Annotated in this window: 12 protein-coding genes; 8 read left to right on the top strand and 4 right to left on the bottom strand. The window is 73.6% G+C overall.

Annotation, left to right across the window (positions count from 1 at the left end):
- Positions 1-9 precede the first annotated feature (9 nt).
- The 3 genes from sufU (at position 10) to OG500_RS12670 (ending at position 1258) form a co-directional block, all read left to right on the top strand.
- On the top strand, positions 10-462 hold the full coding sequence (sufU, locus tag OG500_RS12680) for a Fe-S cluster assembly sulfur transfer protein SufU (protein WP_327066674.1): 453 nt from the start codon (positions 10-12) through the stop codon (positions 460-462).
- Positions 463-517: 55 nt separating this feature from the next.
- Positions 518-916, top strand: coding sequence for a metal-sulfur cluster assembly factor (locus OG500_RS12675; RefSeq protein ID WP_327066673.1), 399 nt, complete (start codon positions 518-520; stop codon positions 914-916).
- 171 nt (positions 917-1087) lie between these two features.
- The gene (locus OG500_RS12670) at positions 1088-1258 is read left to right on the top strand and encodes a hypothetical protein (protein WP_329579832.1); all 171 of its coding nucleotides are present in this window, start codon (positions 1088-1090) and stop codon (positions 1256-1258) included.
- Here the strand turns inward: OG500_RS12670 and OG500_RS12665 are convergent.
- On the bottom strand, positions 1255-2577 hold the full coding sequence (locus OG500_RS12665; protein WP_327066671.1) for an MFS transporter: 1323 nt from the start codon (positions 2575-2577) through the stop codon (positions 1255-1257). The two genes, OG500_RS12670 and OG500_RS12665, sit on opposite strands and share 4 nt — an antisense overlap.
- A 384-nt stretch (positions 2578-2961) precedes the next feature.
- Between OG500_RS12665 and OG500_RS12660 the strand changes: the two genes are divergently transcribed.
- Positions 2962-4587 (top strand): hypothetical protein, encoded by a 1626-nt coding sequence (locus OG500_RS12660; protein WP_327066670.1) that lies wholly within the window; start codon positions 2962-2964, stop codon positions 4585-4587.
- A gap of 25 nt (positions 4588-4612) precedes the next feature.
- On the opposite strand, the gene OG500_RS12655 is transcribed toward OG500_RS12660, so the two are convergent.
- Positions 4613-5083: an SRPBCC family protein gene (locus tag OG500_RS12655; protein WP_329587533.1), complete on the bottom strand. Its 471-nt coding sequence runs from the start codon at positions 5081-5083 to the stop codon at positions 4613-4615.
- Positions 5080-5535 carry a VOC family protein gene (locus tag OG500_RS12650; RefSeq protein WP_329579828.1) on the bottom strand — a complete coding sequence of 152 codons (456 nt, stop codon included), beginning with the start codon at positions 5533-5535 and terminating at the stop codon, positions 5080-5082. Before OG500_RS12650 ends, OG500_RS12655 begins: the two co-directional genes overlap by 4 nt.
- A gap of 245 nt (positions 5536-5780) precedes the next feature.
- Here OG500_RS12650 and OG500_RS12645 point away from each other — a divergent pair, with 245 nt between their 5' ends.
- Positions 5781-7001 carry a hypothetical protein gene (locus tag OG500_RS12645; RefSeq protein ID WP_327066668.1) on the top strand — a complete coding sequence of 407 codons (1221 nt, stop codon included), beginning with the start codon at positions 5781-5783 and terminating at the stop codon, positions 6999-7001.
- Between the two features lie 55 nt (positions 7002-7056).
- Here OG500_RS12645 and OG500_RS12640 read toward each other — a convergent pair whose 3' ends face one another.
- The gene (locus OG500_RS12640; protein ID WP_327066667.1) at positions 7057-8697 is read right to left on the bottom strand and encodes a PucR family transcriptional regulator; all 1641 of its coding nucleotides are present in this window, start codon (positions 8695-8697) and stop codon (positions 7057-7059) included.
- Between the two features lie 187 nt (positions 8698-8884).
- Here OG500_RS12640 and pruA point away from each other — a divergent pair, with 187 nt between their 5' ends.
- From pruA to OG500_RS12625, 3 genes are all read left to right on the top strand, one after another.
- A complete protein-coding gene (gene pruA / locus OG500_RS12635) occupies positions 8885-10513 on the top strand; it encodes an L-glutamate gamma-semialdehyde dehydrogenase (protein ID WP_327066666.1) in 1629 nt (542 codons plus the stop codon).
- Positions 10514-10640: 127 nt separating this feature from the next.
- Positions 10641-11570 carry a proline dehydrogenase family protein gene (locus OG500_RS12630; protein WP_327066665.1) on the top strand — a complete coding sequence of 310 codons (930 nt, stop codon included), beginning with the start codon at positions 10641-10643 and terminating at the stop codon, positions 11568-11570.
- 223 nt (positions 11571-11793) lie between these two features.
- Positions 11794-12558, top strand: a complete 765-nt coding sequence (locus OG500_RS12625) for a CDP-alcohol phosphatidyltransferase family protein (protein ID WP_327066664.1) — start codon at positions 11794-11796, stop codon at positions 12556-12558.
- The last annotated feature ends 97 nt before the right edge of the window (positions 12559-12655 follow it).

The raw sequence follows: 12655 nt of genomic DNA, 5'->3' as shown, positions 1-12655 counted from the left end.
GACGCCGCCATGAAGCTCGACTCCATGTACCAGGAGATCATCCTGGACCACTACCGCAACCCCCACGGCAAGGGGCTGCGGGACGGCGACGCCGAGGTGCACCACGTCAACCCGACCTGCGGTGACGAGATCACCCTGCGGGTGCGGCTGGACGGTCCGGTGGTCGCGGACATCTCCTACGAGTCGCAGGGCTGCTCGATCAGCCAGGCCAGCGCCTCGGTGCTGAACGACCTGGTGGTCGGCAAGACGGTCGGCGACGCGCAGGCCATCCAGGAGGCGTTCCTGGAACTGATGCAGAGCAAGGGCCAGGGCGAGGGCGACGAGGAGGTGCTGGAGGACGCGGTCGCGTTCGCCGGCGTCTCCAAGTACCCCGCCCGGGTCAAGTGCGCCCTGCTGAGCTGGATGGCCTGGAAGGACGCCACCGCGAAGGCGCTGGCCGAGCAGCCCGCCATCACCGACTGACCGACCGGCCGGCTTCCTGCCGACCATCTGTCGACTTTCTGAGGACCGATTGCGTATGAGCGACACCGAGGCCGGCACCCCGGCCGCCGCTGAGGCCGAGGCCCCGACCGAGGGCCCGACGGTCATCGTCGGCACCACGGCCGGCACCGTCTCCGTCGAGGACCTGACCGAGGCCCTGATGGACGTCGTCGACCCCGAGCTGGGCATCGACGTGGTCAACCTGGGCCTGATCTACGGCATCCACATCGACGAGTCCGACGTGGCCACCATCGACATGACGCTGACCTCCGCGGCCTGCCCGCTGACCGACGTCATCGAGGACCAGGCCAGGACGGCCACCGACGGCCTCGTCCAGGACCTGCGGATCAACTGGGTCTGGATGCCGCCGTGGGGCCCGGACAAGATCACCGACGACGGTCGCGAGCAGCTGCGGGCGCTGGGGTTCAACGTCTGAGGCTCGCCGTACGGTCAATCCACTGCCGCGTGACTCGCTCCTTCGGGGGAATGAGTCACGCGGCAGTGGTATGTCTGCCTACCCTGGGTGCTGTGTCCGAAGCCGCGATCGCGCACTTCCCGTTGCCTGACTTCCCGTATGTGATGTGGCTGCGGGGCGAGTTGGCCGACTGTGATCGATCGGGACCCGAAGCGGTCGGGGATCACCCTGTACGGCAACCCCGACCGCTTCGCAGGCCGTTACGAGGAGCTGCGGAGCTGGAAGTTCGGCGAGCCGGTGCGGTTGCCCGAGCCGTTCGACGTCGAGTTCCGCACCGAGCTCTGGCGCCCCTGGGACGACTAGCGTCGGCGCAGCACGGCGCCCGCCAGGGCGAGGCAGGCGGTGGCGGCGATGACGGCGAAGCCGCTGACGGCCGGGAGGAGGCCGTAGTGCTGGGAGAGGGCGCCGACGGCGACGATGGGGAGCGAGCTGCCGAGGTAGACGATGACCCAGAGGGTGCTCATCTCGCTGGCGCGGCGGGCCGGGTCCATGGCGGCGACGGCGGTGGTGAACAGGGAGCGGAAGGCGATGCCCTGGCAGGCGCCGCCGAGGACGCTGCCGAGGAAGAGCAGGGCCGGCTGGTGGGCGTACTGGGCGGTGACCACCAGGGCCAGGCCGAGGGCGAGGCCGGTCATGCCCAGGGCGATCAGGCGGCGGTCGGTGGTGGGCGGTATGAGGAGCTGGGCGAGGGCCGAGGAGCCGAGCAGCAGGGCGGCGACCACGGCGCCGACCATGCGTGAGTGGGTGTGCAGCAGGCCGGCCGAGAAGGCCGGGGCCAGGCTCAGGTAGACGCCGAAGACGGCGTAGGAGACGAAGCCGGCGCCGGCCGCGAGCAGGAAGGTGCGGCGGCCCTGGGCGGGCAGCGCCAGGCGGCGCGGGCGCAGGTGGAGCGGGGCGGTGACGCGCGGGGGCGCGTTGTGCGGGCGGCGGGCGCCGGGCATCCGGGGGTGCACCAGGGCCAGCGGGACGCAGAGCACCAGCAGCGCGACCGCATGGGCCAGGAAGGGCGTCAGCAGGGGGTGGGAGCCGCCCGCGAGCGAGGCGCCGACCACGGGGCCCAGCGCCACGCCGCCGGCCGAGCAGGCCAGGGTGAGCTTGGCGGCCAGCGTCGGGTGGTCGGGCAGCAGGTCGCCGAGCGCCGCGCCGGCGGCGCCGGTGGCCAGCGCGACCGCGATGCCCTGGACGGCCCGGCCCGCGGCCAGCTGGCCGAAGCTGTTGGCGGTGGCGAAGATCGCGTCGCCGCTGGCGGCCAGGCAGACGGCCGGCAGGATCAGCGCGCGGCGGCCGACCAGGTCGGACCAGTGGCCCACCGCGGCGAGCACCGGCACCAGCGCGAAGACGTAGACCGTGAAGAGCAGCGTGGTGTCGAAGGCGGTCAGACCGAGCCGCTGCTGGAGCAGGGGGTAGACCGGGGTGGCGAGGTTGGCTCCGATCAGGAGCAGGAGGAGGGCGGCGGCACAGAGGCCGACGCGCACGCCGCGCAGTGCGTTCCAGCGGCTGACCGCGGCGAGTTGGAGCTGGGTGCGTGGTGCGAGCTCCAGGGGGAGCAGGGCCTCCGAGAGCCGGGTACCGGACAACTGCGCGTTGGGCAGGCCGGGACCGGCAGGGGAGAGGTCCGCCATGGCAGGGGTCTCCTGTGGCCGGGCACCACCGCGGGCCGGCGTGGGAGGCCGACGCGCCCGTCCGGTGGCGCTGTGGTGGTGGCCATGGTGCGGGAGATCCGTGGTGGTGCGAGCTGTGCTGACGAGAGCTGGGCGGCTTTGCCCAGGCAGGACCGCGCGCGGGGTGTGCACGGGGTCCAGTCGAAGGATACGGGGTGGCGCGACAGGGGCGCGCATGAGTGGCGCGCGCCCCCCGCAGGACGGGCGCCGCCGCCGGTCCGGCCGATACGCTGATCGCAGTGCGCCCCGCCGTGACACCCCGCCGTGACACCCTGCTGTGACACCGTGCAGACCCGCCTTGACGTAGTGCAGTGCAGACCCGCCCTCATGAGGAGAACGCGCCCGATGGCCGCTCGACGCCGCAAGAACCCTGACCACCCGTCGGCGACCGGGCCTGACGCACAGCCCGGCGAGAGCCTGCTGCCTGCCGACTTCGAGCTCGCCGACCTCTACGGCGCGCACGGTTCGGACGAGGAGGAGGACCTCGACGACCTCGCCGTGCTGGTGCCGCCGGTGCGGCTGCTGCCCGAGGCCGAGCTGGCCGCCGCCGCGCTGGCCGTCCCGCTGATCGCCCACGCGGTCAAGCTGGCCCGGTGGAGCGCCCCGACCCGTCCGGTGGACGAGCTGGGCGACCTGCTGGACGCCGACCGCGAGGCCGCCGCCCGGTTCCTGGGCCTGGCCCCGGCCGAGGGCGAGGTTTCCGAGGAGGCGGTGCTGGAGGCGATGCGGGTCTGGTCGCTGGCCAGTGACCTGGAGCTGGTGCTGGTCGCCCACGACGAGGCCGGTCAGCGCTCGGCGGGCCCCAGCCAGGAGCTGGCCCCGGTGGAGCAGGGCGATCCGGAGTCGGTGCTGGAGCTGTGGCTGGCCGCCGCCGACGTGATCGCCGAGCTGGCCGTCGAGATCGAGCCGCTGGACGCCGAGCCGGACGCCGGTGAGCGCGCCGACGACGAGCGGGCCGAGGAGCTGCTCGCGCAGTACGAGGAGGTCCAGGAGCAGGCCGCGGAGCTGCTGGACGAGGCCCTGCAGGTGCTCTACGAGGCCACCGCCTTCGCCGAGCCGGGCCAGGAGACGGTGCCGCTGGGCGTACTGGCCGCGCTGCTGGTGGTGCCCGAGGGCGAGGAGCCGGACGAGGAGATGCTCGGCGACATCACCGATGTGATGGTCGCCCTGGACCCGATGCTGGCCGACCTCGCCGAGATCGGGCTGCTGGAGTACCAGCCGATCGATCCGGAGCTCTTCGACGAGGAGGAGGGCGAGGAGGCGGCGCAGGGCGCGGCGGCCGAGCAGGCCCTGGACGAGGCGGAGGCGGCCCGGTTCGGCCTGGTCAAGCTGACTCCGCTGGGCCAGTACGGGGTGCGCCAGTGGCTGCTGGACGAGGGCTACGAGGCGCCGCTGATCGGCGAGCTGGCCACCGGTGACGCCGCCGCGCTGCTGCAGGGCATCGCGGAGGCCGGCAACGTGCTGCCCGAGCAGGAGATCCGGGTCTGGCTGGCGGACCGCGAGCCGCTGACCGCCGCCCGGGAGCTGCTGGCCGCCGCGCGCGGCGAGGACCGCACCGCGCCGCTGCGCCGGATGCTGGCCCAGCTGGCGCTGGGCGAGCTGGGCGAGGCGGCCGAGCCGGCCGCCCGGGAGGTGCTCGGCGACCCGGAGCTGGGCGGCGGGGTGCGGGCCTGGCTGGTCTCCCGCGGGGCCGAGGACGTGCCCGCCCCGGACCGCACGATGGTGCTGTGGACCACGGTGGACACCTTCGCCGCCCAGCTGCTGGACAGCGAGGGCGACGCCGAGCTGCTGCGCGAGCTGATCTCCGGGATGCCGGTGACCGACAACCCGGCGAGCTTCTTCGGCGAGCTGTGGCGGGTCGAGCACCCCTACACCGCGCGGGTGCTGGAGGCGGTCGGGGAGCTGCACCTGGACCGGCAGGTGGCCAAGGAGGCCCGCAAGGCGGCGTTCAAGGCGCGGTCGCGGCAGTAGGGCTGCCGCAGGACGGCGTGCGCCGCTACCCGCCGTCGAGCAGGTAGCGGCGCAGGCCGCGATGGCCGGCGCGCATCATCAGCGCGTGGTTGGCGAGGAAGAGCGGCCGGGCGGGCAGCGCGAGCAGCCGCATCAGCGGCCGGCCGCCGCGCACGTCCTCCTCGAAGACGGCCAGCGCGGCGCCGGGCCCGTCCGGGCGCACCGTCCAGCGGGACCAGCCGGCCAGATCGCCGGCCAGCGCGGCCTCCAGGACCCCGCCCCGGCCGCCCGGGGCCGCCTCCTCGCGGCGCGCGGTGGCGGTGAGGAGCAGCTCGTAGGGCAGCACCGAGCGGATCCGCAGCCGCCCCGAGTCGGCGTCCAGCTGCCGGACCTCGCGGACCTGCGGCCACCAGCGCGGATAGTGCTCCACCTCGCGCAGCACCCGGTAGACCTGCGCGGCGGGTGCGGGCAGCTGCCAGGCGCTGGTCAGCCGGTAGTGGTTGAAGTCGGTCTTCAGGGCAGGTCCAGCCGGCCGTCGGCGGTGAACGCGAAGGACGGGTTGTGGGCCAGCTCCCAGAGGTGGCCGTCCGGGTCCTCGAAGTAGCCGCCGTAGCCGCCCCAGTCGGTGGCGGCCGGCGGCTTGACCACGCCGGCGCCCGCCGCCACGGCGACCGCGAACGCCTCGTCCACCGCCCGGGGCGACTCCAGGTTGACCGCCAGCGTCACGCCGCGGAAGGCCGGCTCGCCGCCCGCCGGGATGCCGGCGTCGGCGGCCAGCTGCTCGGAGGGGACGAGGCCGAGCGCCGAGTCGGCGGTGCGGAACCAGGCGATCTCGGGGGTGGAGGCGGTGGAGCGCCGCCAGCCCAGCGCCTGGTAGAAGGCGGTGCTGGCGGCCAGGTCGGCCACGCCCAGGGTGATGATGCTGATCCGGGCGGGCACCCGCGGGGCGCCCTCGTCGCTGCTCGTCATGGTGTCCAGCCTAGGCCGCGTCCAGGGGTGCGGCACCGGGTACGGGATGGTGGCGCGACACCTTAGGCCGGATCGCCGCGCGGCGGGAGGGAGCGGGCGATCTGCCAACCGTACGAGGGAAGCTGATGGCCCCGCAGGTCACGCGCACGTATCGTGGGCGGACGCGGTCCGACCTGCCGGATACCCCCCGGCCCGCGGTCGGCCGCGGGACCGGACGAGGGCGAAACCGCGGGGGTGCGGCGAAGGTGACGATCAGCAGCGGGAGCTGGGCCGCGGAGCCGGACGACGACGCCCTGCGGGCGCTGACCGAGCGGGACCAGGAGCAGGGCCTCGACCCGGTCGCGGTCTTCGAGGAGCTCGACTTCCTGGTGTACAGCGTGAACCGGGCCGGGCGCGGTGCGCGCGGGGTCGCGCAGGTTCGGGCGCCGCTGCCGCAGGAGGCCGCCGAGCCGGTGGCGGGCGGTGCGGCGCCGGCCGTGGACAGCGATGCGATGACCGGCTGCGAGAGTGCGGGCGGCGAGCTCTGCTGGGTCGAGCTGCGCTCCGGCGACTGGACCTCGCTGGAGGGCCCGTACGTCACCGTGCGCACCTACCAGCCCGGCGTGCAGCGCTACACCCCGCTGCCCGAGCTGGAGGAGCTGGTGGAGCGCGAGCGCGACCGGGTCTACGAGCAGCTCGGCATCGACGAGGGCGACAGCCCGGGCCAGGTGCGGGCGATGCGCGAGTGGATCAGCGTGGAGGGCGAGCCGGTCGCCGTGCAGATCCACGAGGAACGCGGCGCGGGCAACGGCCCGTCGGCGCAGGCCAGGACGGTGTGGGCCGGGCGGCTGCTGGTCTACGGCTCGGTGGTGCTGATCTGCGGCCGCGGCATCGGACCCGCCGACATCGAGCTGAGCCACCTGCGGCACGACGACTACGAGCGCTTCACGGTGGGCCGCACCGCGCTGCTGCGCCAGGTGCGGGACCGCCGGCTGGCGCGGGTGGCCCAGGCCCAGCGCAGCCGGCTGGCGCTGACCGGGATGGACGCGCACCGGGCGCTGCTGGAGTTCAGCGTGGAGCGGGCGATGGCGCACCGGGCGCACCGGCTCTCCTGCGGCCGCACCAAGCTGCCGCGCCGGTTGCGGGTGGCCGAGCCGCCCGAGCAGTGGGAGGCGGCGATCCGCCAGCAGATGCGCTACGCCGGGGAGGACCGGGCCGAGGCGGGCGAGGCGGTCGGGCTGATGGTCGCCCACCTGCTGGCGCTGGCCGAGCGGGTGGAGTGGCTGGTCGGCGGCCAGGCGGGCCGGGACGCGCTGGAGGAGCTGATCCGCTACACCGTCTTCGCCAGTCAGGTGCCGAGCCTGCCGGCCCAGGCGGCGTGGGCGGAGCTGGTCGCCAGCCGGGGGCTTGGGCCGGAGGCGGTCGAGCAGGCCGAGCGGCTCTGGCTGGCGGCCTGGGAGCGGTGGCGCCGGGAGCGCGCGCACTGAGGCGGCGCGCACTGAGGTGCCGGGCCGCTCCGGGGTCGGAGCGGCTGGAGCGGCGCTACTGCTCCTCGTCGGCGGGGAGCCGCAGTTGGAGCATCGCCAGCAGCCGCTGCTGCGGCTGGGCGAGGTCGATGCCGGTCAACTGCTCGGCCCGGCGCACCCGGTAGCGCAGGGTGTTGGGGTGGATGTGCAACGCCTGTGCGGCCACCCGTACTTCGCCCAGCGCGTCCAGCCAGGCCAGCACCGACTCGGCGAGCCGGGTGCCGTGCCGCGCGTCGTACTCGGTGAGCGCGGACAGCCGCGGGTCGCGCAGCGCCGGGCGCTCCTGGAGCAGCGCCAGCACCTCGCTGACCAGCACCTCGGCCTGCACGTCGATCAGCGCGGCGACCTCGGGCACCACGCCGCCGCGCCCCATCGCGTCCAGGATCCGGTCCGCCTGGGCGCGGGAGGCGGGCACCGCGCCCAGCCCGTTGACGGTGCTGCCGATCGCGGCCCGCAGCTCGACGCCGAGGTGGTCGCGGGCGGCGTCCACCACCTCCTGGGCCCAGGCCCGCACGGTGGCCATCGGCAGGCCGGCGGGCAGTTCGGGCAGCAGCACGTAGATCCGGGTGTCGATGGGCGCCAGCAGCGCACCGCGGTGGCGGGCGGCGGCGTGCACCGAGATCAGCCCGGTCACCTCGCTGCGGTTGAGGTCCGCACCGACGGCCGCGTACCCCAGCACGGTGGCCGGGCGGTGCTGGTGCAGGCCGAGGTGGGTGGCCAGCGACTGCGGTCCGGTGCTGCCCTCCAGCAGTCCGGTGAGCAGGGTCTGGGTCAGCCGGACGTCCGCGGAGACCTCGCGCCGGCGGCGCATCAGCTGGGCGGCGGCCACCCGGGCCGCGCCGACCAGCGCCTGCTCGGCCTGTCCGGTGAGCGGCTGCGAGCCCTCCTGGACCCAGATGGTGCCGAGCGGCTGGGCACCGGCCCGGATGCCGATCGCCAGGCGCCGGCGCAGGCCCAGCTCCGGGTGCGGCTCGACCGCGATCACGGTGTCCGAGGTGCGCAGGTGCTGGAAGATGCCCCACTCGCGGAGCTTGGACAGGTAGGGCTCGGGCCCCTGCCAGCCCAGGATGGACAGCCGTCGCAGGTCGTCCACCTCGTCGGAGTCGGCCGAGCGGGAGTAGGCGAGCACCCGGCTGGAGGTGTCCTCGATGGAGACGATGCCGCCGGTCAGCACGGCGGTGGTCTGGGCCAGCGAGAAGAGGTCGCCGGTGCCGGAGCCCGAGGACGGATTCTCGGCGCTCTCCGGTGCGTCCGGGCCGCCGATGACCGCCCTGGCCAGCGCGTCCAGGTGCTCCCAGCGGGTCTCGCGGCGCACCGAGAGCAGCGCCACGCCCGCCTCGGTGGCCGCCTCGCGCAGCGCGTCGGCCTGCCCCGGGGCGTCCAGCTTGACGGCGACGGCGGCGGCCCTGGCGCGTCCGGCGGCGCGCAGCGCGGGCAGCGCGGCCCGGCCGCGGGCGCCGATGGCGAGGATGAGCTCGCCGGGGTTGGCGGTGGCCGGGTCCTCGGGGTCGAGGATCGCCACGTCCTGGACGAGCACGTCGAGTCCGGCCGGCGCGGCCTGCAGCTCGACCAGCGGCTCGCCGAGCGACATCAGCAGTTGGCGCAGCGGGATGCCGCGGAGCGGGAGGCCGGGGACGGGGAGGCCGGGAGCGGGCATCCGGGGCCTCCTTCGGGGTGTTGCCGCGCGGGCTGCGTGATGTTCATCCACTCGGACAATGCCGTACGGATGACTTTAGCCGCCTGGCCAACCATCGTGGTCCGGCCCGCGGCTTAACGTTCCTCCATGGCCCGCGTGTGACCCCCGCACTGGCCGTCCCCCACGACTCGAAGGAGAGCGCGCGCTCATGGATGCTGTGACCCAGGTCCCCGCGCCGGTGAACGAGCCGGTCCACAGCTACGCCCCCGGCACCCCCGAACGGGCCCGCCTGGAGGCGAAGCTGAAGGAGCTGGGGGGCCAGGAGCCCGTCCAGCTGACCATGACGATCAACGGTGAGCGCCGGATGGGTGGCGGCACCGAGATCCACGTCGTCCAGCCGCACAACCACGCGGCTCGGCTCGGCACCCTGCGCAACGCCACCCAGGACGACGCGCAGGAGGCCATCGACACTGCCCTGGCGGCGGCCCCCGCCTGGCAGGCGCTCTCCTTCGACTCGCGCGCCGCGATCTTCCTCAAGGCCGCCGACCTGCTGGCCGGCCCGTGGCGCGAGACGCTGGCCGCGGCCACCATGCTCGGCCAGTCCAAGACCGCGCAGCAGGCCGAGATCGACTCCTCCTGCGAGCTGATCGACTTCCTGCGCTTCAACGTGCACTTCGCCCGGCAGATCATCGCCGAGCAGCCGCTCTCCTCGGACGGCGTGTGGAACCGCAGCGACCACCGCCCGCTGGAGGGCTTCGTCTACGCGATCACCCCGTTCAACTTCACCGCCATCGCGGGCAACCTGCCCACCGCCCCGGCGCTGATGGGCAACGTGGTGCTCTGGAAGCCGTCGCCCACCCAGCAGTTCTCCGCGCACCTGCTGATGCAGCTGCTGGAGGAGGCGGGCCTGCCCAAGGGCGTCATCAACATGGTGACCGGCGACGGCCTGGCCGTCTCCGAGGTGGCCCTCAAGCACCCGGCGCTGGCCGCCATCCACTTCACCGGCTCCACCCCGACCTTCCAGCACCTGTGGCGCGAGGTCGGCAACAACATCGCCGGCTACCGCACCTACCCGCGGATCGTCGGCGAGACCGGTGGCAAGGACTTCCTGGTCGCGCACCCGTCGGCCGACCCGAAGGTGCTGAAGACCGCGATGACCCGCGGCGCCTTCGAGTTCCAGGGCCAGAAGTGCTCGGCGCTCTCCCGCGCCTACGTCCCCGCCTCGATCTGGGCCGGTCTCAAGGACGAGTTCAAGGCCGAGGTCGAGGGCCTGACCATGGGCGACGTCACCGACCTGGCGAACTTCATGAGCGCCGTGATCGACGACCGCTCGTTCGCCAAGAACAAGGCCGCCATCGACCGCGCCCAGGCCGACCCGGCCGTCGAGGTGCTGGCCGGCGGCACCTACGACGACTCGGTGGGCTACTTCGTCCGTCCGACCGTGCTGGTCTGCACCGACCCGGCCGCCGAGTACTTCCGTGACGAGTACTTCGGCCCGATCCTCGCGGTGTACGTGTACGAGGACGAGAAGTACGAGGAGATGCTGGCCCAGATGGAGTCGGTCTCCCCCTACGGCCTGACCGGCTCGATCATCTCCCAGGACCGCGCGGCGGCCCAGGACGCGATGCACAAGCTGCGCTTCGCGGCCGGCAACTTCTACATCAACGACAAGCCCACCGGTGCGGTCGTCGGCCAGCAGCCGTTCGGCGGCGGCCGGGCCTCGGGGACCAACGACAAGGCCGGCGCCAAGCAGAACCTGGCCCGCTGGACCTCGACCCGCTCCATCAAGGAGACCTTCGTCCCGCCGACGGACTACCGCTACCCGCACATGGGCTGACGGTCCGTCAGTCACACCCCGAGGTCCTCTCCTCCTGCCGACCTCACCTCCCGGGGCGGCGGCCCGACCCTCGGCCGCCGCCCCACCCCTCTCTTCCTCCCCCACACCCTGTGATCCAGGAGTACCGATGCTCCGTTCCGCCCTCCTTGCCGCGTCGCGCTCGCCGCAGGTGCGCACCGTCGTGGAGAAGTTCCCGCCGACCCACGCGATAGTCGAGCGCTTCGTCGCCGGCGAGCTGCTCGACGACGCCGTGACCGCCTGCGACGACCTGGTCGCCACCGGCCGCAAGGTCACCCTCGACCACCTCGGCGAGGACACCAAGGACGCCGCGCAGGCGGCCGGCACGGCCGAGGCGTACGAGCACCTGCTCGCCGCGCTGAAGGAGACCGGCCTGGCGGCGGGCGCCGAGGTCTCGGTCAAGCTCTCGGCGGTGGGCCAGTTCCTCCCGGTGGACGGCGAGAAGATCGCGCTGGAGAACGCCCGGCGGATCTGCGAGGCCGCGGCCGACGCGGGCACCACGGTCACCCTGGACATGGAGGACCACACCACCACCGACTCCACCCTGTCGATCGCGCGCGAGCTGCGCGCCGACTTCCCGTGGCTCGGCGTGGTGCTGCAGGCCTACCTGCGCCGTACCGAGGAGGACTGCAAGGAGTTCGCCGCGGCCGGCTCCCGGGTCCGGCTGTGCAAGGGCGCCTACAAGGAGCCCGAGTCGGTCGCCTTCCAGGGCAAGCACGACGTCGACCTGGCCTACGTCCGCGCCCTCAAGGTGCTGATGGCGGGCGAGGGCTACCCGATGATCGCCTCGCACGACCCCAACATGATCAAGATCGCCGGCCAGCTGGCCGAGTGGAACGGCCGCGCCCGCGACAGCTTCGAGTACCAGATGCTCTACGGCATCCGCCCCGAGGAGCAGCTGCGCCTGGCCCAGGCCGGCAACACCATGCGGGTGTACCTGCCGTACGGGCAGGAGTGGTACGGCTACTTCATGCGCCGCCTGGCCGAGCGTCCGGCCAACCTGACCTTCTTCCTGCGCGCGATGGCGACGCGGGGCTGATCAGCCGGTGGTCGAGCTGCGGCGGAGTCGGATTCGGCTCCGCCGCAGTCGTGTTCGGTGCGGGCGCGGCCGGGGCGGGGAGCTGCGGCGGTGCAGGTTCGGGGGAGGAGCGGGCCAGCAGCGGGGGCCGGGTCGTTTGCGCTCGCGTTGTTCCCTAGGCTTGCGCTGATCACGTTCGCGGCCGCAGCGGCCGGGCGGATCTTCGGCCAGACACGGAGACAGCATGAGCAGGGTCCAACTCGAAGAACTGCGCGGTGTGATCCACCCGCCGGGCAAGCTCGACAGCAGGGCGGAACACTGGGCCGGGCGGCTCTACATGCGCTCCGTCTCGCTGCGGGTCACCCGGCTGATGCTGGACACGCGCTGGTCGCCGAACCAGATCACCGGTGTGATGGTGGTCGCAGGCGTGCTCTCCGGCGCCGCGCTGCTGATCCCGGGGCTGACCGGGGCGGTGCTCTGCGTCCTGTTCATGCAGCTCTACCTGCTGCTCGACTGCGTCGATGGTGAAGTCGCCCGCTGGCGCCAGCAGTTCAGCCCGCTCGGGGTCTACCTGGACCGGCTCGGCGCCTATCTGGCGGACGCCGCGGTGATGATCGGCATGGGTTTCCGGGCCTCCTCGCTCGGGCTCTCGCCGTACCTGGTGGCCGGGATGTCGGCCGCCGTCGGCGTGCTGCTGCTCAAGGCCTCCTCCGACCTGGTGCACGTGGCGCGCTCGGACAGCGGACTGGCGAAGGCCACCGACCAGTCGGTGGTGCCGCGTTCCTCCGGGATCGCCCGGCTGCGGCGGCTGGCCTCGGGCGTCCAGCTGCACCGGCTCTGCAACGGGATCGAGTGCACCCTGCTGCTGCTGGTCGCGGCGGTGGTCGACCAGGCGCGCGGTGACCTGCGGGCCACCAAGGTCGCCGTGATCGTGGTCACGGCGATCGTGTGGGTGCTGGTGCCCGCGCACGTGGTGTCGATCCTCTCCTCGTCGCGGCTGAAGAAGTAGCGGCCGGGGAAGGAACGGATGACGTGGCAGCGGCCGGCGGGGGCGGCTGCTGCGGACGGCTGTTGCCGACGGCGGCCGGTCGGGCTCCTCGGGGCCC

It is taken from the genome of Kitasatospora sp. NBC_01250 (assembly GCF_036226465.1).
Classification (GTDB): Bacteria; Actinomycetota; Actinomycetes; order Streptomycetales; family Streptomycetaceae; genus Kitasatospora.
This window is presented reverse-complemented; position numbering and strand designations above follow the sequence as displayed.